This is a genomic window from Klebsiella grimontii (assembly GCF_042137965.1).
Classification (GTDB): Bacteria; Pseudomonadota; Gammaproteobacteria; order Enterobacterales; family Enterobacteriaceae; genus Klebsiella; species Klebsiella grimontii.
This window is the reverse complement of the sequence record NZ_CP169721.1, coordinates 2,565,262-2,584,777: the sequence shown is the minus strand read 5'-3', so window position 1 is coordinate 2,584,777 and position 19,516 is coordinate 2,565,262. Positions and strand designations below refer to the sequence as shown.

At 53.0% G+C, this 19,516-nt stretch carries 19 protein-coding genes; 9 read left to right on the top strand and 10 right to left on the bottom strand.

Annotation, left to right across the window (positions count from 1 at the left end; translation table 11 throughout):
* Positions 1 to 32: 32 nt before the first annotated feature.
* The gene (locus ACE3MN_RS12255) at positions 33 to 1,454 is read right to left on the bottom strand and encodes a ShlB/FhaC/HecB family hemolysin secretion/activation protein (protein ID WP_375364374.1); all 1,422 of its coding nucleotides are present in this window, start codon (positions 1,452 to 1,454) and stop codon (positions 33 to 35) included.
* 668 nt (positions 1,455 to 2,122) lie between these two features.
* Here ACE3MN_RS12255 and ACE3MN_RS12250 point away from each other — a divergent pair.
* Positions 2,123 to 2,611, top strand: a complete 489-nt coding sequence (locus tag ACE3MN_RS12250; protein WP_004136292.1) for a DinB family protein — start codon at positions 2,123 to 2,125, stop codon at positions 2,609 to 2,611.
* Between the two features lie 144 nt (positions 2,612 to 2,755).
* Positions 2,756 to 3,034 carry a hypothetical protein gene (locus ACE3MN_RS12245; protein ID WP_101868191.1) on the top strand — a complete coding sequence of 93 codons (279 nt, stop codon included), beginning with the start codon at positions 2,756 to 2,758 and terminating at the stop codon, positions 3,032 to 3,034.
* Positions 3,035 to 3,173: 139 nt separating this feature from the next.
* Here the strand turns inward: ACE3MN_RS12245 and ACE3MN_RS12240 are convergent, their stop codons facing one another.
* Entirely contained in the window at positions 3,174 to 4,205 is a 1,032-nt protein-coding gene (locus tag ACE3MN_RS12240) for a methionine synthase (RefSeq protein WP_004136288.1), read from the bottom strand.
* A 27-nt stretch (positions 4,206 to 4,232) separates the two neighbouring features.
* Positions 4,233 to 5,210: a DUF1852 domain-containing protein gene (locus ACE3MN_RS12235; RefSeq protein ID WP_024358047.1), complete on the bottom strand. Its 978-nt coding sequence runs from the start codon at positions 5,208 to 5,210 to the stop codon at positions 4,233 to 4,235.
* Between the two features lie 586 nt (positions 5,211 to 5,796).
* On the opposite strand from ACE3MN_RS12235, the gene iraP reads away from it, so the two are divergent.
* A complete protein-coding gene (gene iraP / locus ACE3MN_RS12230; protein ID WP_004136287.1) occupies positions 5,797 to 6,108 on the top strand; it encodes an anti-adapter protein IraP in 312 nt (103 codons plus the stop codon).
* 195 nt (positions 6,109 to 6,303) lie between these two features.
* Here iraP and ACE3MN_RS12225 read toward each other — a convergent pair whose 3' ends face one another.
* The 3 genes from ACE3MN_RS12225 to ACE3MN_RS12215 form a co-directional block, all read right to left on the bottom strand.
* Complete coding sequence (locus ACE3MN_RS12225) at positions 6,304 to 7,521, bottom strand: diguanylate phosphodiesterase (protein ID WP_049085585.1); 1,218 nt, start codon at positions 7,519 to 7,521, stop codon at positions 6,304 to 6,306.
* A 139-nt stretch (positions 7,522 to 7,660) separates the two neighbouring features.
* A complete protein-coding gene (locus ACE3MN_RS12220) occupies positions 7,661 to 8,095 on the bottom strand; it encodes a GNAT family N-acetyltransferase (protein ID WP_004119786.1) in 435 nt (144 codons plus the stop codon).
* Positions 8,096 to 8,481: 386 nt separating this feature from the next.
* Positions 8,482 to 9,552 carry a LacI family DNA-binding transcriptional regulator gene (locus ACE3MN_RS12215; protein WP_049131964.1) on the bottom strand — a complete coding sequence of 357 codons (1,071 nt, stop codon included), beginning with the start codon at positions 9,550 to 9,552 and terminating at the stop codon, positions 8,482 to 8,484.
* Between the two features lie 209 nt (positions 9,553 to 9,761).
* Here ACE3MN_RS12215 and ACE3MN_RS12210 point away from each other — a divergent pair, with 209 nt between their 5' ends.
* Complete coding sequence (locus ACE3MN_RS12210) at positions 9,762 to 12,869, top strand: beta-galactosidase (RefSeq protein WP_102649758.1); 3,108 nt, start codon at positions 9,762 to 9,764, stop codon at positions 12,867 to 12,869.
* A 55-nt stretch (positions 12,870 to 12,924) separates the two neighbouring features.
* Complete coding sequence (locus ACE3MN_RS12205; RefSeq protein WP_004119781.1) at positions 12,925 to 14,175, top strand: MFS transporter; 1,251 nt, start codon at positions 12,925 to 12,927, stop codon at positions 14,173 to 14,175.
* Positions 14,176 to 14,237: 62 nt separating this feature from the next.
* Here the strand turns inward: ACE3MN_RS12205 and ACE3MN_RS12200 are convergent, their stop codons facing one another.
* The 3 genes from ACE3MN_RS12200 to ACE3MN_RS12190 form a co-directional block, all read right to left on the bottom strand.
* Positions 14,238 to 15,326, bottom strand: coding sequence for an AAA family ATPase (locus tag ACE3MN_RS12200; RefSeq protein ID WP_004119778.1), 1,089 nt, complete (start codon positions 15,324 to 15,326; stop codon positions 14,238 to 14,240).
* A gap of 102 nt (positions 15,327 to 15,428) precedes the next feature.
* Positions 15,429 to 15,689: a hypothetical protein gene (locus tag ACE3MN_RS12195; protein WP_004136273.1), complete on the bottom strand. Its 261-nt coding sequence runs from the start codon at positions 15,687 to 15,689 to the stop codon at positions 15,429 to 15,431.
* Positions 15,690 to 15,717: 28 nt separating this feature from the next.
* The gene (locus tag ACE3MN_RS12190) at positions 15,718 to 15,972 is read right to left on the bottom strand and encodes a hypothetical protein (RefSeq protein WP_004136271.1); all 255 of its coding nucleotides are present in this window, start codon (positions 15,970 to 15,972) and stop codon (positions 15,718 to 15,720) included.
* 380 nt (positions 15,973 to 16,352) lie between these two features.
* Here ACE3MN_RS12190 and ACE3MN_RS12185 point away from each other — a divergent pair, with 380 nt between their 5' ends.
* Positions 16,353 to 16,625 (top strand): YqjD family protein, encoded by a 273-nt coding sequence (locus tag ACE3MN_RS12185; RefSeq protein ID WP_004136268.1) that lies wholly within the window; start codon positions 16,353 to 16,355, stop codon positions 16,623 to 16,625.
* Positions 16,626 to 16,687: 62 nt separating this feature from the next.
* Here the strand turns inward: ACE3MN_RS12185 and ACE3MN_RS12180 are convergent, their stop codons facing one another.
* Positions 16,688 to 16,999 (bottom strand): hypothetical protein, encoded by a 312-nt coding sequence (locus tag ACE3MN_RS12180; protein WP_004136267.1) that lies wholly within the window; start codon positions 16,997 to 16,999, stop codon positions 16,688 to 16,690.
* Between the two features lie 163 nt (positions 17,000 to 17,162).
* Between ACE3MN_RS12180 and ACE3MN_RS12175 the strand changes: the two genes are divergently transcribed.
* The 3 genes from ACE3MN_RS12175 to ACE3MN_RS12165 all read left to right on the top strand — a co-directional run bounded on the left by ACE3MN_RS12175 (position 17,163) and on the right by ACE3MN_RS12165 (position 19,230).
* Positions 17,163 to 17,702 carry a DUF2058 domain-containing protein gene (locus ACE3MN_RS12175; protein ID WP_004136266.1) on the top strand — a complete coding sequence of 180 codons (540 nt, stop codon included), beginning with the start codon at positions 17,163 to 17,165 and terminating at the stop codon, positions 17,700 to 17,702.
* Between the two features lie 114 nt (positions 17,703 to 17,816).
* Entirely contained in the window at positions 17,817 to 18,293 is a 477-nt protein-coding gene (locus ACE3MN_RS12170) for a cold-shock protein (RefSeq protein ID WP_004136265.1), read from the top strand.
* Positions 18,294 to 18,618: 325 nt separating this feature from the next.
* Positions 18,619 to 19,230 carry a transporter gene (locus ACE3MN_RS12165; protein WP_098140739.1) on the top strand — a complete coding sequence of 204 codons (612 nt, stop codon included), beginning with the start codon at positions 18,619 to 18,621 and terminating at the stop codon, positions 19,228 to 19,230.
* Positions 19,231 to 19,516: the final 286 nt, after the last annotated feature.

The window sequence follows — 19,516 nt, the reverse complement described above, 5'->3', positions numbered from 1 at the left end:
GAGCCGTCATAGCCCCTGCTGTGTGCCGGCAGTTAAAGTGAAACGGTGGCCTGCCAGTAAACCACGTGTTTATCCGGAGAGAGTCTGTCAGGGTACGACAGCGGCACCCCCAGCGTCAGGGACTGGCTGAACCAGCGGCCAGCCAGCTCCAGTCCGACGGAAGCCCCTGTCAGCGTTCCGCCGTCGGTTATCCCTTCCTGGCGCATGACATGCCCGGTATCCAGTGCACCCGTTGCTGAGAATGCCCCCACGCCCGGCACCGTCATCCATTGCCATGTCAGTTCATTGCGCCAGTAGCTGCCGCGGTTACCGCTGAGATACTGCTCTTTAAACCCCCTGACCGAATACTGCCCTCCGACGGACAGTTGCTCACTGGCATAAAGTCTGTCAGGCGTGGTCTGCCCCCAGGCTGAGGTCAGCCAGTACACAGAGGATGTCATGGGGTAAAACCAGCTTGCGCTAACGTTGAAGCGCCGGAATTCGCTGCGGGGCAGGCCGGGATGCGCCGGGTCATCCCGTGTCGCGCCGGCGAACGGGACGCCGTGAGAAAGGGACGGACCCAGCGTGAGATAGCCTCCACCGATACTCCGGCTGTAGCTCAGTCCGGCAGTCACGCTGCTGAGCGTCGGGCTGCTGACGTCAAGACGTACGCCGCCCAGCCGGTTTTCGGTTTTCCGGCGGGATAAGGCGACATCCAGCGCCAGACGTTGATTACCGTCACGCAGTAGCGTCCGGCTGGCGGCCAGCCGCTGTGACTGCACGGTGCCTTCATAGCGCCAGCGCTGCGGGGCTCCACTAACAGAAAGCGTCTGATAAAAATCGGACCACGCATATTGCGCGCTGAACAACCAGTACCCGTAAGGAACCGAAACGCCGGCCTGAATATTACGGCTGCGTCTGTCATGGTGAAACTCACTGTCCCTGCCTGCGGCCAGCGTCCACTGGTCCGCCAGGCTCAGCGGATTGTCTGCTGTCAGACGGGCATTCAGCTGTCCGCTGCCGGTACTTTTCTGCCCGCTGTTATCTGCGCCCACATCAAGACTGACGGGAAAACGCTGGCTGACCGGTACCAGCGTTACCCGGGAAAAACCTTCCCGGCTCCCCGGCAGAATATCTACGGTCAGTGGACGTGAGTTCAGGCGGTTAAGCTGCTCCAGACCCTGTTCAGCGTCACGGAGATTGAGTACCCGGCCCTCCGCCCGGGGAAAAGCCATCCTGATGGCATTTTCCTCATGCCCCTCCAGCGTGACGGCTTCCACCTTCCCTTCTGTGACGGCAATGACCAGCGTTCCTCCGGAAATATCCTGTTCCGGTAGCCAGGCGCGTGAAGTGATGAATCCCCGGGAAAGGTAGTCCTGGGTGACATCCCGCACCCGCTCCCGGATATCCGGGAGCGTCATACAGCCCTGTTCCGGGATGGTCGTCAGTTTTCGCACGGCAGAGCGCGGGAGCACTGTGACGTTCTCCAGCCGGATATACCGGAGCTGAAAACACTGACCGTCTGGTTCTGAAGGGGGTGCTTCCGGGAGAGAGGGCGCGGATGTGGAATGGCGGAGCATATCGCGCTGCTGTTGCGTCTGTTCCAGCAATGCCTTTTGTTGTTGCTCAATGGCATTCTGGTCCGCAGGACTCAGGGGCGCTGCCGGGAGGGCTGTTGCAGTGAGGCTGCCCAGCAGAATCCCATACCTGGGAAATGACACACACGACATCAAAAACTCCGTTTTCTGAAATGTTGTGAAATCAAATGTAATGATTTGTAATCTGATGTCCATTTGATTTTCACATTTATTCGATATTTGCGCCGAAAATTCAGCCTCCATGATGTGAAATTAACCTTCACCTTAAATACAAAATATTGCTCGATAGATCTTATGCATGCGACAAGCAGCGGATTTTTCACGCCGCCAGGGTACATGGTTGGGTTATCTTTATTTGTTGATAGCGGGTTTGAATGAAAAAACGAGGTGACAAAAAGCAGCCGTATTGCATTCGCAGCAAAAACGACACGCTGATTCAAAGGAATGACATAATTTCTACTGCAGGGTGCTGCCTGTCAGGATGAGAAGATTTCCCTCTGCATATGTTGCTGATATGATGGTTTAATGTAAAACGGAGGCGATATATGGGTGCGGATCAGGTAGTTACGTTATTTAAGTATAAGCAATGGATAGACGCAGAAACGTTACAAGCAATAAAACGTGTTGATACCTCGGTTTATGCCCATAAACACCATCTTATGCTCAGGCTCATGAATCATATTTATGTGGTGGATATGATTTTCAGGGCTAATATTAGCGGGCAAAAACACGGTTACACAGCGCTTAATACGCCAGAGACACCGTCTGCTGATGAACTTTTGTCAAAGATGACCGAATGTACAGACTGGAATATTCAATATGTGAGCACCATGAGCGCCGTTGATTTTTCGCATAGTATAGAATTCCGCTTTGTCGATGGCGGGAAGGGTGAAATGAAAGCACTGGATATGCTCAATCATGTACTTTTTCATGGTACGTATCATCGCGGCGCTGTCGGTTGGTTGCTTTCTGAATGTGGCGTGACCCCGCCTAAGGATGTATTAACCGTGTTTCTCAGAGATCATAATCACTAGCAGCAGGCAGTAAGGACCATCTGGATTTCATATCCAAATGGTCCTTTCGGAGCCAACGATCGTGTCCGCATCGGCTAATGCCGATCGCAGGCTGGTTCTTGATAAGCTATGTTATGTTTTAAAAACACGGACAAGGAACGGCACATGCACATCAATACCAAAATGAGGATTGCGGCCCTTTTATACCTTCTGGCCGCGTACGCCGTTGCCCTGCCGGCGCTTGCGCTGTTTACAGATCTGGTGATAAACGGTGGCATTATTGATATGTGGAAAAGCGCGTATTCATTTGTCGACCTGCTTGTCCGGCGTAAAACGCTTTATCTGCAGTTTGCCGGGCTGGGCGCTATTCTGGGCTTTATCTACTGGCTGTTTTTCTTTAGAAAATACCGCCATTACGATCCACTGGATAAATATTTTAAGTAACTAGCGACGCTGCGTATGAGTATTTCCCTGCCGATAACCGCTCCGTGAGATATTAAAGCAGAGCCAGCAGCAGCGCCGCTGCCGCATTCGCTAGACATCTGCCAGCAACGGCGATGCTTTCCTGCCCTTTGCCAGCGGGCTATTTTCCCTGGAGCTCCCTGCGGATAATCTCCGCCCCGGCGCTTAACGCCTGCAGTTTACCTGCAGCAACCCGGCGAGATAACGGCGCCATGCCGCAGTTGGTTGACGGATAGAGTTTATCAGCTTCCACAAACTGGAGCGCTTTGCGTAAAGTCGCGGCCACCTCTTCCGGCGTTTCAATGGTATTGGTTGCCACATCTATGGCTCCAACCATGACTTTTTTACCGCGAATCAGCTCGAGCAGATCCATAGGCACCCGCGAGTTATGGCACTCCAGTGAGATAATATCGATGTTGGATGTTTGCAGCTTAGGGAACGCTTCTTCATATTGGCGCCACTCGGTTCCCAACGTTTTTTTCCAGTCGGTATTGGCCTTGATGCCGTATCCATAGCAGATATGGACCGCGGTTTCGCATTTAAGCCCTTCGATCGCTCTTTCTAACGCCGCGATGCCCCAATCATTGACCTCATCAAAAAACACATTAAAGGCTGGCTCATCAAACTGAATAATGTCGACGCCGGCGGCCTCCAGCTCTTTGGCTTCCTGGTTAAGTATCTTCGCAAATTCCCAGGCCAGTTTTTCGCGGCTTTTATAATGAGCGTCATAAAGCGTATCAATCATGGTCATGGGACCCGGCAGCGCCCATTTAATCGGTTGTTTGGTCAGCTGACGCAAAAAACGCGCATCTTCAACGAATACCGGTTTTTGTCGCTCAACGGCCCCTACCACGGTTGGTACGCTCGCGTCGTAGCGATTGCGGATTTTAACGACTTCGCGTTTTTCAAAATCAACGCCGCTGAGATGCTCGATAAACGTGGTGACAAAATGCTGACGCGTTTGCTCGCCATCGCTGACGATATCGATACCGGCGCGCAGTTGGTCGAATAAGGACAAACTCAGCGCATCTTTTTTGCCGTCGATTAATTCCTGATCGTGTAATTTCCAGGCAGACCACAGTTTCTCCGGCTCAGCAAGCCAGGAGGGTTTCGGTAAGCTGCCAGCCGTTGAAGTTGGTAATAATTTTTTCATTATCGATAACCTTATCTATGCGATGTCTTAAAGAGCGTAATGAGCAGACCATTGCTGCAGAATATTTTTATACGGTTTAATAAAATGCTCTTCGGTATACTTCCCCTGCTCTACCGCCAGCTGGCTGCGCTCTTCACGGTCGTAAACAATTTTTGTTAACGAATGGTCCTGATGATGCAGATCGGGCTGGTAGCAGAGTCCTGCAGCAGAGTTCGCATTGTAAATCTCCGGGCGGTATATCTTCTGGAACGTCTCCATCGTGCTGATGGTGCTAATCAGCTCAAGACTCGTATAATCGCTCAGCAAATCCCCCGAAAAATAAAATGCCAGAGGCGCGACGCTGTTTTTCGGCATAAAATAACGAACCTGCAGGCCCATTTTGCCAAAATATTGCTCAGTCAACGATGAGGCGGTAGGCCGGTATTCGAGGCCCAACACCGGGTGTTGATTTCCGGTCTGGTGATAGGTGTCTTTGCTGGAGACGCTAAGGCAGATGACCGGTGTTTTTTTGAAATTGGCCTTGTACTGCGCTGAATTGACGAAATCTTTAAATATATTGCCGTGTAAATCGCCAAACCCCTCGGGAATGCTAAAACCTGCTCGCCCTTTATTATGTTCTAACAACACTACGCTAAAGTCGTAATCGCGAACGTACGAGGAGAAATTATTGCCGACAATACCGTCAATGCGTTTATCCGTCTTTTTGTCAATAATGCCGGTTTGCAATATTTCAATCACCGGAAAAGTATCGCCGGTGGCGTTGATCTTCATTTCGGCTGAAATAATTTCCAGCTCAACCGCGTAGCGATCGCCTTTGGGATTATCCCAATGCGCCAGGTTGTTGAAACGGTTGTTTATCATGGCTAACGTGTTGCGCAGATTCTCCCGGCGATTTTCCCCTCTGGCTAAATTAGCAAAGTTGGTTGTAATACGCGTATTTTCAGAGGGGTTATAGTTTTCATCAAACAAAGTGCGTTTAATAGTATAGGTAAATTGTTGATTCATCGCAGATGTGCATCCTAAGTTCTGAGAGAAAAACCGCAGTCCTTTCTGATGGTTGCAGGCTGGCGCACGCTTCCATAAGCGGTCTTCATCTTCATATTATCTATATCGAATACAGCATGTTATGCCAGAGTCATTAGATGAGTAAAAGCGAGTTAATTTCATTACAACATGAGCCATATTCATGGTCGGGCGTCAGACCATGCCGCAGCTTGATGGACAGAGATAGCCGCTCTTGCAAACGCGTTTGTCCTCCCGGCCAAACATCCTAAAATTTTCCGCTTCGCCCGCTACGCGTTGATGCTGAAGCAAGAAACATCAGAGGTCGGCCGGGCTTAACACAACTTCAAGTCTGCCGTCTTTCTTGTCAACAACCGCTCTCTTCATGCTCTCTTGCGCGCTGTCGGGCGCGATCGTTGGAGGGAAGAGGGAGCGGCGCGTTTTCATGCTTTATTTTGGTGATGTCTAAAACCTGACTATCGCTACTGATATTTTTTCTGGCATATTTATGTTCTATGGTTATTTCGGACTGTCAACGTCGAATATAGCCATCAACAACCCGCTCTAATTGATTGATTTGAGGGATACAATGAATAATGTCATTCTCAGCATAATTGCTAAAATTTCTGCCATGGATGCCGAAAGTAAGCAGCTTGCTGCCCAGGTCGAGGCGCAGTCTTTGCTCATTAGCGCTCTGATGCTTGCTATTGGCAAGGAAGGCGGCGTCGCGGAATTAGTTAGCAGCGTAACGAAAGCGATAAATTCGGTACTGGAATCATCTGAAGACGTTCTGAAGACGGACGCAGAACTGCTTCTGACCAAGTTTCAGGAACAAATAGCGCTCACGCAGTTGATAAACACCCACGAAGATGAAATCAGTCATGACGGGCTCGATGATTAACAAAGGTCAGTTTGTTATAGATTGAGAATAGGCATAGCTTGCAGTTAGGCATGAGCTTACCGGCCATCATCAACGCTTGGCCGGTTCAGCAAATACCGTTCAGCTTCAGAAAACAGGGATGATCCAGGTTGAATACTCCATTTCTACTCGCCTGCGCTGCTGCTGGAGGCAAACCGCTCAGTATATTAAGGCATATCAGACTTCACTTTTTTTCACAGGCCAGCGTATGTCACCGACGCCGTTGACTTTCGGCGTGGCAAATAAAAAGCCCTGGAAACGTTTGATACCCGCAGATTCGAGCCAGCACCACTCCTCTATCCGCTCTATGCCTTCAGCAACCACGGCAATCTCAAGTTCACGGCAGCAGTTGATGATCGATCTTACCACCGCCTGTTTAGGGCCGCTCTGATGGATGTCGGTAATAATCTCGCGATCGATTTTAACTTTATCAGGCTGAATTTTTGTCAACAACGAGAGTCCAGCATAACCGGCGCCAAAATCATCAATTGCCAGCCCCATACCAGAGACGCGCAGTTTTTTTATCGCGCTGCTGAACTGGCTAAAACCGGAGATCATTTCATCTTCCGTCACCTCCACGATCACCTGTTCGGGTACCAGCCCCTGTTTTTTTATTTCCTGCAACAGGTATTCAATGGCGTCAGGAATAACAACCAGCGACATCGGAAGGATATTAATGGATATTTTATGGTCGCCAATATTGATTTCTTTCGCAAGGGCAAAGGCAACTGATTTCGCTTTGAGATCAACTTCATAACGTTGCTCTTGCGGAATCGAGGCAAAGAAATTAGCAGGACTGCCGCCCTCTTTATCACGAATAAGCGCTTCAAGCGAAGTGATATTCCCGGCCAACGGTTCGATAATGGGCTGGAAAGCAAACTGACAGCATTGACCGGCAAAAAACGATTCTTGCGGCACATGAAATGTATGTTTACGCGAATGAAGCGACCATTGGTCAGGCCGTAAAAAGGGTGACGGCGCGGCAACGCTTTTTTGACTGATAAAAGTATGGATAAATTTATAGACGCGCTCTTCGGTGGAAAGATAACCTTTCAGCTGGCTAAGCTGACGCACCTTTCTCAGGACGTCAGCGGTTTGCAGTTTATTCAGGTCAAAAAACATCATCCCTACGTTTTCAAAGCGCCGGCGCGGCGCGTAATCACGCATCAGCTCGACAACCTGAGAGTGGCGTTCGTCTTGCTTGATCTTGCTGAATAGCTGCTCAAGCACGCACTCATCGCCCTCAAGTATCTGAAGGTAAACATTATCTTTTAAAAGAAGTATGCCCGTAATCCCGCGTGCTGCGTTCTCAGCATTCGCTTTTTCAACCAGCAGTATGAGATCGGTTTCTTGTGTTAAATGCATCTGACTTCTGTAAATCAGAGTGGTCAGCATAATCCCATCCAGATGTTTGCCAGGAGAATGAGACTGTGTAACACAGTTTACCCTTTTAACCCAGGCTATCTGTCATCATTAACTGGGCCGGCTATAGCCGACTCAGGTTTGGTATATGCATTTTTTTAAGCGGTATTTGCTAGCCAACAAATCCCTGTTCCCGCATACGCGCTATCGTCTCTTCGCTGGCGCAAACCATGCCCGTGGCCAGCAATTCAAAACCGAAGCGGCGATAGAAATCTATTTTATCCACCACCGAGTAGATAAAGGTTTTGCCGTACGGCCGCAGCTCATCGCTGACCGCCCGCATCAGTTGCTGGCCGTATCCCTTACCCTGGCAGCGCGGGTGCACCGCGACATCCGCCAGATAGCTGCACCAGGTCAGGTCGCTAATTGCCCGGGCAACGGCAATGAGCTGACCGTTTTCATAGCCGAACCAGCAAAAGGTACTATGACGAAACGCGCGTTCAACCAGCGCAACGTCCCGCTGATTAAGCCCTGCGGCGGCGATGGTCTCCGCCACCGTCTGCCAGTCAACCGAGTCAACGTGCTCTTTTCCTTTTAATATCATCATGACCTTGCCTTTACTCGCCGCTATTGGCTTTCAGCATAGCCGAATGGTGCTAAAAGAAGAGCATTCTGTCGCTTCATGCGCTACAGCATTTTATGCTGGGACAGAAACTATAGCCCCGGGAAACTTTTTGACACGCGGGCGACAAAACAGCGTATTTATGCTTTGCCCAGCCGATTTAACGCGCAACCAGCAGAATTAAATAAAATAACGTCATTTCCCGTTGGCAAAAAAAGGCCAAAAAAAACCGCCATGTGACTGGCGGTGAATAAATGCTTGCATGGATAGATTGTGTTTTGCATTTTTACGTTCAGGGGATAAATCCCCTGAGTACGTTTGTTGAATAAGCTATCACACGCAACATCAATGAAAGCTAAACGGCCCGTTGCTTACAGCTTTTCCACCAGCGCTTTGAGCTGCGCAATGAGCTCGCCTTTCTCCCTCTCCTCATCTCCCGCATAGGGCCAGGTGGAATGACGGATAATCAGGCGCGTCGGCAGCAGCTCGCGAATTTTTATCTGCGGAGCGGCCATGAGCTGGATGAGCAGCTCTACCGCCCGCTTCCCGAGAACATTAAAATCCTGGGCGACGGTGGTCAGCGGCGGCTGGAAATAGAGGCTATCCGCCGTGTCGTCATAGCCGGTGACCGAGATAGCCTGGCTGCCGGTGCGGTTAAGCTGCGCCAGCGCGCTCAGTACACCAAGCGCCATCTGATCGTTAGCCACCACGATGGCGCTGATGCGCGGATGGTGATGCAGCAGCTCAAAAGTTTTGTGCCAGCCACTGGCGGCACTCCAGTCGCCAAATACCGTCACCGCATTACTGACCCCCAGCCGGTGCAGCGCCTCGCGCCAGCTGCTCAGGCGCATGCGCGCGGAGATCGAGCTTTCCGGCCCGGCGAGCAGGCCGAACTCGCGGTGCCCGGCGTCCCAGAGATGACGCACGCAGGCGCCGCAGCCGTCGCGGTGATCGAAACGCACGCTGCAAACGTCGGCCTCCGGCGAGACGTCAAGAAACAGACAGGCAATATCGGGATTCTCCGCCACCAGCCGCTCCGCGAGACTGCTTTCCAGCGGCAGGCTGATAATCGCGCCGCGAATATGCTGGGCGCGAAACTCATTGAGCCTGGCCTGCAGCGACGGATAATCGATCTGCACCGGCATCGCAATGGAAACTTCAAGCTGATGCAAACCCGCATAGCTTTTCACCGCCGCGGCGATTTGCGAAGGCGCGTGCAGCGTTAGCGAGGCGGTAATCAGCCCAATCGACGGCGCGGATTTACCCGCCAGCAGCTGCGCAGAACGGTTCGGCACATAGCGCAGCGCCTGCATCGCGCGGATCACTTTATCGCGGGTTTTTTCAGACACCACGTCCGGATTATTCAGCACCCGGGAGACCGTCTGCTGGGATACCCCGGCCTCGCGGGCCACATCTTCTAGCGTTGCCGATCGACGCTGCATAGCGCGCTCCTTCCCTATTTTGAACCCTCAATGTCGCCCGCTAACATTTTATGTTTAAAGGACGACAAAAATCAGCCTTTTTCCCAGCTTTTCGTGATCGCCGGTGGGTTTCATTTTCGCCATTATTGCGGCCCTGACGAAAATAACTGATAACAAATTTACATTGTCTAGCGAATGACATTTTTCTCACTTATCCGTCAGGTATGCGTATGCAACAACACGACTCAATCTCCGCCGCAGGAGCGACATTTCATCAGGTTCTCGTCCGCGAAGACTGGCAAAACCAGACCATTACCCATCTCAACCGTTTACCGGCCCACCCGACGTTCGCCAGCTGGCGCGATCCCGACGCGGCGCGGGAAAACCGGCCTTCGGCGTCTCGTCGCCGGCTTGACGGCCAGTGGCAGTTTTCCCTGGCCCGCAGCCCGTTTGCGGTGGATGCCCGCTGGCTGGAAGACGATCTGCCGGACAGCCGCAGTACGCCGGTGCCATCAAACTGGCAGATGGAAGGCTACGACGCCCCAATCTACACCAACGTTCGCTATCCAATCGATACTACGCCGCCGCGCGTGCCTGAGGAGAACCCGACCGGCTGCTACTCGCTGACGTTCAGCGTTGATGAGGACTGGCAGGCCAACGGCCAGACGCAGATAATCTTCGACGGCGTTAATTCAGCTTTTCATCTGTGGTGCAACGGTGAATGGGTCGGCTACTCGCAGGACAGTCGCCTGCCCGCGGCCTTCGATCTCTCGCCATTCCTTCAGCCCGGCGATAACCGCATCTGCGTCATGGTGATGCGCTGGAGCGCGGGAACCTGGCTTGAAGATCAGGACATGTGGCGCATGAGCGGGATCTTTCGCTCGGTCTGGCTGCTGAACAAACCGACCCTGCACCTCAGCGACGTTCAGCTCACGCCGCAGCTCGATGCGCTTTACCGCGATGCCGAACTGCTGGTGAACGTAAGCGTTGCCGCGCCGGTCGCGCAGTTGGAAGAGCTGACGGTGAAGGTTGAGCTGTGGGATGAGGATCGTCTGGTCGCCAGCCACCGCCAGCCGCCGGGTTCGCCGATTATCGATGAGCGCGGCAACTATGCCGAACGCGCGGCGATTCGTCTGCCGGTAGAAAAACCGGCGCTGTGGAGCGCGGAAACGCCAAACTGCTATCGGGCAGTCGTCTCCCTGTGGCGCGGCGATGAAACGATCGAGGCGGAAGCCTGGGATATCGGCTTTCGCCGCGTTGAAATCAAAAACGGCCTGCTGCTGCTGAACGGCAAACCGCTGCTGATCCGCGGCGTCAACCGCCACGAGCATCACCACCAGCGCGGCCAGGTGGTGACCGAAGAGGACATGGTGCAGGATATTCTGCTGATGAAGCAGAACAACTTCAACGCCGTGCGCTGCTCGCACTATCCAAACGCTCCGCGCTGGTATGAGCTGTGCAACCGCTATGGCCTGTACGTCGTTGACGAAGCCAATATTGAAACCCACGGCATGGTGCCGATGAATCGTCTTTCCGACGATCCGGCCTGGCTCCCGGCCTTCAGCGCCCGCGTCAGCCGCATGCTGCAAAGCAACCGCAACCACCCGTCGATTATTATCTGGTCGCTGGGAAATGAATCCGGCGGCGGCGGCAACCATGAAGCGATGTATCACTGGCTGAAGCGCAACGACCCCTCCCGCCCGGTGCAGTACGAAGGCGGCGGCGCCGACAGCACCACCACCGATATTATCTGCCCGATGTACGCCCGCGTTGAACGCGACCAGCTGATTCCGACGGTGCCAAAATGGGGGATCAAAAAGTGGATCAGTCTGCCGGGCGAGCAGCGACCGCTGATCCTCTGCGAATACGCCCACGCGATGGGCAACAGCCTCGGCAACTTTGCCGATTACTGGCAGGCCTTTCGCGACTATCCGCGCCTGCAGGGCGGGTTTATCTGGGACTGGGCGGATCAGGCCATCAGCAAAACCTTCGACGACGGCAGCGTTGGCTATGCCTACGGCGGTGATTTTGGCGATAAACCGAACGATCGCCAGTTCTGTATGAACGGACTGGTTTTCCCCGACCGTCGCCCGCACCCTTCATTAATTGAGGCCAAACACGCGCAGCAGTACTTCCAGTTTGCCCTGCTCGCGCAATCCCCGCTGCGGATCGGCGTCAGCAGCGAATATCTGTTCCGCGCCACCGATAACGAAGAGCTGCGCTGGCAGGTTCAGGCCGCCGGAGAAACCTTTGCCGAGGGGCAAGTGAAGCTTGAGCTTAGCCCTGAAGGCCAGAGCGAGCTGACGCTGTGCGAGGCGCTGGCGCTGCCCGCCGGCGCCGAAGAGATATGGCTAACGCTGGAGGTCGTCCAGCCGCAGGCCACCGCCTGGTCCGACGCCGGGCATCGCGTCGCCTGGCAGCAGTTCCCGCTCGCCGCCCCGCTGGCGCTGCGTCGCCCTGCCCCTACCGGCACGGCGCCAGCGCTGGACGGCAGTAACGCCGCCTGGACGGTGCGCAGCGGCGCGCAGCAGTGGACGGTCGACCGGGAAAGCGGCCTGTTAACCCGCTGGCAGGTGGACGGCGTGGAACAACTGCTGACGCCGCTGCGCGATCAGTTTGCGCGCGCGCCGCTGGATAACGATATTGGCGTCAGTGAAGTGGAGCGTATCGACCCCAACGCCTGGGTCGAACGCTGGAAAAGCGCCGGGCTGTACGGCCTCAGCGCCCGCTGCGTAGCGTGCGACGCGCAGCGTCTGGCCCATGAAGTGGTTATCGATAGCCGCTGGCACTATCTGCGCGGCGACGAAGTGGTGATTGTCAGCCACTGGCGGATGACGTTTGATAGCGAAGGCAAGCTGCATCTGGCGGTCGATGGCGAACGCGCCGGCACCCTGCCGCCGCTGCCGCGCATCGGGCTGACGTTCCAGGTTCCCGACCAGCAGCAGCCGGTCAGCTGGCTGGGCTACGGCCCGCACGAGAACTATCCGGACCGCCGCACCAGCGCCTGTTTCTCCCGCTGGCAGCTGCCGCTGGAAGAGATGACCACCCCTTACATTTTCCCGACGGAAAACGGCCTGCGCTGCGATAGCAAGGCGCTGGACTGGGGGCGCTGGCACGTAGGGGGCGATTTCCACTTCTCCGTCCAGCCCTATAGCACCGCGCAGTTAATGGAGACCGACCACTGGCACCGGATGAAGCCAGAAAAAGGCGTCTGGATTGCGCTCGATGCTCAACACATGGGCATCGGCGGCGACGACTCCTGGACACCCAGCGTGCTGCAACAGTGGCTGCTGCTTGAAAGACAATGGCAGTATCAGTTAACGATTCACTTCCAATAATAATCGGGGGCGAAAGCCCCCAACCTGACAGGCATAATAATATGGAATATTCACAATGAAACTCTCTGAACTCGCGCCACGAGAACGGCATAACTTTATTTATTTCATGCTGTTCTTTTTCTTTTACTATTTCATTATGTCAGCCTACTTTCCTTTTTTTCCGGTGTGGCTGGCGGAAGTTAACCATTTAACCAAAACCGAGACGGGGATCGTCTTCTCCTCCATTTCGCTATTCGCCATCATTTTCCAGCCGGTATTTGGCCTGATTTCCGATAAGCTCGGCCTGCGCAAGCATCTGCTGTGGACGATTACGATTTTATTAATCCTGTTTGCCCCCTTCTTTATTTTTGTTTTCTCGCCATTGCTGCAGATGAATATCATCGCGGGCGCGCTGGTGGGCGGAGTATATCTGGGGATCGTTTTCTCCAGCGGCTCCGGGGCGGTAGAAGCCTATATTGAACGCGTCAGCCGCGCCAACCGTTTTGAATACGGTAAAGTGCGCGTCTCAGGCTGCGTCGGCTGGGCGCTGTGCGCCTCCATCACCGGTATTTTGTTTAGTATCGACCCCAATATTACCTTCTGGATCGCCTCCGGTTTCGCGCTGATCCTCGGCGTGCTGTTGTGGGTCTCAAAACCGGAGAGCAGCAATAGCGCTGAGGTTATTGACGCCCTGGGCGCCAACCGTCAGGCCTTCTCAATGCGTACCGCCGCCGAGCTTTTGCGGATGCCGCGCTTCTGGGGCTTTATTATTTACGTGGTTGGCGTCGCCAGCGTCTATGACGTTTTCGACCAGCAGTTCGCCAACTTTTTTAAAGGCTTCTTCTCCAGCCCACAGCGCGGCACCGAAGTCTTTGGCTTCGTGACCACCGGTGGGGAATTACTCAATGCGCTGATCATGTTCTGCGCGCCGGCGATTATTAACCGAATTGGCGCCAAGAATGCCCTGTTAATTGCCGGGTTGATTATGTCAGTGCGAATTTTAGGCTCGTCTTTCGCCACCTCGGCGGTGGAAGTCATTATATTAAAAATGCTGCATATGTTTGAGATCCCGTTCCTGCTGGTCGGCACCTTTAAATATATCTCCTCGGCATTTAACCCAAAACTCTCGGCGACGCTGTTCCTGATCGGCTTTAATTTATCGAAACAGCTTTCAGGCGTGGTGCTCTCGGCGTGGGTAGGACGGATGTATGATACCGTCGGCTTCCATCAGGCTTATCTGATCCTGGGCTGTATCACCCTGAGCTTTACCGTTATTTCGCTGTTTACCCTGAAAGGCAGCAAAACGCTGCTGCCGGCCACGGCATAACACCAGGCCGCCGGAAAGCCTCCGGCGGCGATTCGTTTCCGGGCCGGATTAGGCCCGTGCCGCTAGTCGGCGATCCGCGTTTCCCCGTCGCGATTTTCCAGCCCGTAAAGTCGTGCTTGCGCCATGGACGAAATTAGCTCCGCCAGCTCGGCGGAGTGGCTGGTCAACCAGATTTGGCTATAGCGCGAAGCTTCGACAATGAGCCGGGCCAGCGCGGGAAACATCTGGCGATGCAGGCTGTTTTCCGGCTCGTTAATGGCCAGAAATGCCGGAGGACGCGGGCTCAACAACGCCACCGCCAGGCACAGGAAGCGCAGGGTGCCGTCGGACATCTCCGCCGCCAGTAAAGGCCGCCAGACGCCGTTGCGGCGCATCTTTACCGAGAAACGCGAGTTTTCGTTTTCACAGTAGAAGGTGCACTCCGGAAAGGCTTCGCCGAGGATCTCATGCAGCAGCTCTTCGGCGCCGATTTCCACGATGGTCTGAAAGGCGGCGGCGAGGTTGTGTCCATCGCTGTCGAGCACCGGCGAGCGATAGCCAACCGTCGGATGGCGCAGCGGCGAGAGCCTGCCGATATTGAATTCGTGATAAAAGCGCCAGCGGCGCATGGTTTCCCTGACCCGCGAGACTTCCGGAAAGCGATGCGGCTCGCCCAACTGGCCAAAAATCGATTCGTTCTCGTAAATCGCGTCGGTAAAGGTGCTGCGCTCCCCGTTGACGTCGACCAGGAACGCGGCCTGATTTTTACGCTCCAGCACGCGCGATGACGGGCGTCGGGAAAATCCCGCCAGCCAGATCGACTCCTCTTTAACGATCGGATCCAGCTGAAACTGGGTGGGATAAGGCAGTTTTTCCGGAAAACCCACCTGCAGCTGGTAGTCAAACTCATCGGTCAGACAGCCAATCTGCAACCGTCGCGGAAAGCGGTCGGTCGGCGCGCTCGGCCCGGACCACATGATATTTTCCAGACCGCCCTCATCGCTGATATAGCCGGAGAACTTCCCGTCTGCGCAGGCGGTTAACAGGTGGATGGCTTTGTAGATATTGGATTTACCGCAGCCGTTGGGGCCAAAGACGATATTCAGCGCCCCGAGTTCCAGCTCAATATCCCTGACCGATCTGAAATTTTTTATCCGGATATGGTTAATCATAGATTCCCGAAACTGAGAAAAGCGTTTTGCGCTACGGTGTCGGAGGCACAAGAAAAACGAAATATGATCCGACCGGACGACAGATCGCCGCCCGGCACCGGCTCAACTGAAGAATTTTTTCATACCGCGGGTTAGCGCCACGCGTTTGAGTTTGTCCGTATCCTCATGGCTCTCGTTGAAAACGCCAAAAAAATAGCATTCATCATCAATGGTTTGCGACACGATCCTGTAGCTCAGCGGCTGGCCGGATTTCGCACCGTACTGCGCAGGGGTCACGGAAACCTCCGTCGCGTTATCGGCAACGCTAACCATCAGGCCGTCGCCCTTCCCTCCAACCAGCATCACCTTAATTAACGGGTGCACCATGTCCCTCCCGGGTTGAGGTCAATGATTAATTGTCGATGGCCTTGGGCTGGCAGTTGGCCGTTGAGCCGCTGTGGCCGGACTTGTCTTTAGCAGAGACCGGCTGAGCGCCCTCTTTGCCCACAACGGGCGGTAACGGCACACCGTCTTTGTCCACCGCAGGCGGCGCCGTCCGGCAGGTCGCCGTTTTGCTGGCATCTGCGGCCCACGCAGGCGTTTGCAGACTCAGGATCGCCAGGGGAGCAAGCCATATCGCGTTCTTCAGTACATTCTTATAGTTCATACCGGCCTTGAGTTAAAAAATTTCTTTCTTATGCTGCGCTAAGCGCTGATTATTAGTAGCAAAAGCTGACAAATGATGAAGGAAAAAAGAGGAATTGTGAATATCAATAGTTCTTATTTATGAATCGCCACCTTTCCCGCAACGGCGTTTGCGGATCTTATCGCCAGGAATTAACTTAATCAATTGAAATAATGGGGCTGCTACTCATTCTGGCCAGGTTTTTGCGCAATCAACTTAGCGCTTCTGAGGTCGAAACAGCAGCCTGGTTTATATCCCAAACGTTGTAGAAAATTCCTGGAGTGGGCTATACCGCAGGCTGAGCATTGGTACTTCGCCTGTCAGCCACTAGACTTAAATAAGTCAAACGAAAGGAGACTCCCATGTCATCACAAGATTATGAAAACGACGCGCAGAATCTGGCCGACAAAGTCGGTAATAAAGTGAATGAATTTGCCGGGGAAGCCCAGCAGCAATTTGGTGATGCGGTTGATTCGCCGAAACATCAGCTAAAAGGCGCGGCCCGAAAATACGCCGCTCAGGCTTCGGATGCCGTTTCAGAGGTCTCTGAGCGCGTCAGGGAAAATCCCCTAACCGGGCTGCTGGCGGCCGGCGCCATCGGGCTGGTGATTGGCTTGCTGGCGGGAAGGAAATAACCTATAAGGCCCTTTGGGCCTTAATTTTTGAACCTCAAGCACACCCTTATGCATAAGCCAACTCAGATCGCCACAACGTCAGCAACCTCAAACTGAAAAACGTACGGGTCGGAGAGCAGCTGATACCGCTCATCATCCGCATAGGTTACCGCCACGTGATAGTCTTCACCGGCAAAGGCGATGACGGCATCCAGATTATTCCAGTACGTGGCCAGAAAAAAATGTTCCCACTCCCCCTGCGTTTCCCGCCTGACAAACGCCCCCGCGTTGCCGGTGATGCCCCGAGAATGTTGCACGCCTGTCGCCTGCAGATGAAGCGCAAACGCATCGCCAAACGCCACGGGAACACAGCCGTGCCAGGTTCTGACAATCATCACCAATCTCCATAATCAATTACGCAAAGTGCATTTATAGCAAATAAATAGCAAAAAAAGAGAATTTTTATGCACTTCATAACAAGCAAACCATACCGCATGGTACATACCCGACATTTGCAGGTATAATCTCACTCATTATTCAGCGGATTCAGATACCAAGATGACAAAACTCACCTTACAAGAGCAGATGCTAAAAGCCGGACTCGTGACCAGCAAAAAAATGGCCAAAGTTCAGAGGACGGCGAAAAAATCCCGCGTTCAGGCCCGTGAAGCCAGAGAGGCGGTGGAAGAGAATAAAAAAGCGCAGCTTGAGCGAGATAAGCAGCTTAGCGAGCAACAAAAGCAGGCCGCGCTATCGAAAGAGTATAAAGCGCAGGTTAAGCAGCTTATTGAAATGAATAAAATCGATATATCCAAAGGCAATATTGATTTTAACTTCACGGATAACAACTTTATTAAAAAAATCGCCGTGGATAAACTGACCCAGGCGCAGCTGATTAGCGGTCGTCTCGCCATTGCCCGTCTGGCTGGTGATAATGACGGTGAGAGCCAATACGCGATTATCCCGGCGAGCGTAGCGGATAAAATCGCCCAGCGCGACGCCAGCAGCATTGTTTTAAACAGCGCGCTGAGTGCGGAAGAGCAGGACGAAGACGATCCGTATGCTGATTTTAAAGTTCCCGATGATTTGATGTGGTAAGCAACGCGGGCCTCCGCAGACCGGAGATTCAGGCGTAGTCTATGCGGGCATTGTGCTTTACGCTGCCCGCGGCAAAAATTGAGTAGATAAACGATTAACCAGGCGGTAACGGCGATGAACGGAACGATCACAACATGGTTTAAAGATAAAGGTTTTGGATTTATCAAAGATGAAAACGGCGATAATCGCTATTTTCATGTGATTAAAGTTGCCAACCCTGAACTGATTAAAAAAGATGCGGCTGTCACGTTCGAACCCACCACGAATAACAAGGGTTTGTCAGCTTACGCGGTGAAAGTCCTGCCGGAAAGCAAATATATCTATATTGCAGGCGAGCGGATTAAGCTTACGTCGATCAAATCTTTCCTGGTATACAGCGAGGAAGAGCCCGCCGATGCCCGCATTGATAAAGAGAATGCGGTACTCTCCGTGGGCCTGTTGATGGGAAATATCAGGCCAAAATCCGCCGCGAAGCCCGGCGAAATGCGCTCGGTGAAAAAGCTGGCTATCACCACCTTCCAGGGGAGCACCCTCATTTTCTCGGAAGATGAGATTGATATTGAGGCCACGGTAAAACTGCTTAAAGTGTAACAACATACAGTGAACCAAACCGGGCTCCGCGCCCGGTTTGAGACTTATGACCCACCCGTTTTCAACATCTGCCCCATATCTCCGCCGGGCGGTGGCTAACCGGTAGCGCCAAAACCCAGGAGGCGAAATTAATTGCAGCGCTGAGCTAAACGAAATATTTATATACGCTCCTGCGCGCGATCGCTCTATCTCCGTAAATTAAATGCCTCAGAATAAGCTAATTCGCATCATGTGTTAAAACCAGGGTTATAATACAGCACAAAGTGAACAGCATTTAGATTCGCATCATTTATCCTCGTAGCCAAAAACAAATTTGGTGATATTGATGACTATATTTAAAAGCTTACTCTCTTTTCTTGGTGCGGCTTGCGCCAGCGCATTTGTGGTACTTAGCCTGTGGGTCGATATATACTTTTGGGATTATAATATTTCGGAACTATCACTGACCGAAATTGTGCAGGAGTCCGTTTTAACAGCCATCGTATTTATTCATTTCCTGCTTGCCAGGAGGTATAAAGCCATGCGCTACTGTAATATTCTGGTTGGCGGTTTTTTCCTTGCCATGCTAATTCGCGAACTGGACGCCCTTTTTGATCTCATTGCTCACGGTAGCTGGGTATGGTTTGCGCTGATTGCAGCTCTTTTAGCCTTAATTCATCCAGTTATTCATTATCGTCAGACCCTGCACCAGCTAGCACAATATACTCGTACCCCCTCGTACGGCCTATTAATCAGCGGCCTGTTGGCTATTCTGGTCTTCTCCCGACTCTTCGGCATGCAAGCCTTATGGCTGGCCATTCTCGATGGCGGTTACGTTCGGGTGGTAAAAAACGTCGTAGAGGAAGGCTGCGAATCATTCGGTTATATGCTTTGTCTCACCGCCTCGATTGGCTATTTTTGCACTTTTCGCGAAACGTTAGCGCAGAAATCATATTGAACCATCCGCTCTTAACGGCTGTCCCGCAAAACAGAGGTTTTGCCGAGTTGAGGGGGCGAACGCTTCCCTACTCCAGGTTCCTTCTGCCAATCTTGATGGCAGGCGTAACGCCTTGATGTCATAAGTAAGGTAAGTCCTAAATATTCTCAGCGCTTAACTGTTTAATGGTTTTGCCCGCAGCGCGAGGATAAAATTTCGCTGCTATGGTACTGCCTCCATAGCAAATTGCTCACCTGCAGCTCTTGCATACGGTTCGCAGGTGAGCAACCTCACCCGCAGTGAAAAA

Excerpts from the sequence above, each read along its gene's own strand:
- ACE3MN_RS12250 (WP_004136292.1), top strand. The coding sequence starts at position 2,123 with ATGGGTGCGGATCAGGTAGTTACGTTATTTAAGTATAAGCAATGGATA.
- ACE3MN_RS12245 (WP_101868191.1), top strand. The coding sequence starts at position 2,756 with ATGCACATCAATACCAAAATGAGGATTGCGGCCCTTTTATACCTTCTG.
- ACE3MN_RS12240 (WP_004136288.1), bottom strand. The coding sequence starts at position 4,205 with ATGAAAAAATTATTACCAACTTCAACGGCTGGCAGCTTACCGAAACCC.
- ACE3MN_RS12235 (WP_024358047.1), bottom strand. The coding sequence starts at position 5,210 with ATGAATCAACAATTTACCTATACTATTAAACGCACTTTGTTTGATGAA.
- iraP (WP_004136287.1), top strand. The coding sequence starts at position 5,797 with ATGAATAATGTCATTCTCAGCATAATTGCTAAAATTTCTGCCATGGAT.
- ACE3MN_RS12225 (WP_049085585.1), bottom strand. The coding sequence starts at position 7,521 with ATGCTGACCACTCTGATTTACAGAAGTCAGATGCATTTAACACAAGAA.
- ACE3MN_RS12220 (WP_004119786.1), bottom strand. The coding sequence starts at position 8,095 with ATGATGATATTAAAAGGAAAAGAGCACGTTGACTCGGTTGACTGGCAG.
- ACE3MN_RS12215 (WP_049131964.1), bottom strand. The coding sequence starts at position 9,552 with ATGCAGCGTCGATCGGCAACGCTAGAAGATGTGGCCCGCGAGGCCGGG.
- ACE3MN_RS12210 (WP_102649758.1), top strand. The coding sequence starts at position 9,762 with ATGCAACAACACGACTCAATCTCCGCCGCAGGAGCGACATTTCATCAG.
- ACE3MN_RS12205 (WP_004119781.1), top strand. The coding sequence starts at position 12,925 with ATGAAACTCTCTGAACTCGCGCCACGAGAACGGCATAACTTTATTTAT.
- ACE3MN_RS12200 (WP_004119778.1), bottom strand. The coding sequence starts at position 15,326 with ATGATTAACCATATCCGGATAAAAAATTTCAGATCGGTCAGGGATATT.
- ACE3MN_RS12190 (WP_004136271.1), bottom strand. The coding sequence starts at position 15,972 with ATGAACTATAAGAATGTACTGAAGAACGCGATATGGCTTGCTCCCCTG.
- ACE3MN_RS12185 (WP_004136268.1), top strand. The coding sequence starts at position 16,353 with ATGTCATCACAAGATTATGAAAACGACGCGCAGAATCTGGCCGACAAA.
- ACE3MN_RS12180 (WP_004136267.1), bottom strand. The coding sequence starts at position 16,999 with ATGATTGTCAGAACCTGGCACGGCTGTGTTCCCGTGGCGTTTGGCGAT.
- ACE3MN_RS12175 (WP_004136266.1), top strand. The coding sequence starts at position 17,163 with ATGACAAAACTCACCTTACAAGAGCAGATGCTAAAAGCCGGACTCGTG.
- ACE3MN_RS12170 (WP_004136265.1), top strand. The coding sequence starts at position 17,817 with ATGAACGGAACGATCACAACATGGTTTAAAGATAAAGGTTTTGGATTT.
- ACE3MN_RS12165 (WP_098140739.1), top strand. The coding sequence starts at position 18,619 with ATGACTATATTTAAAAGCTTACTCTCTTTTCTTGGTGCGGCTTGCGCC.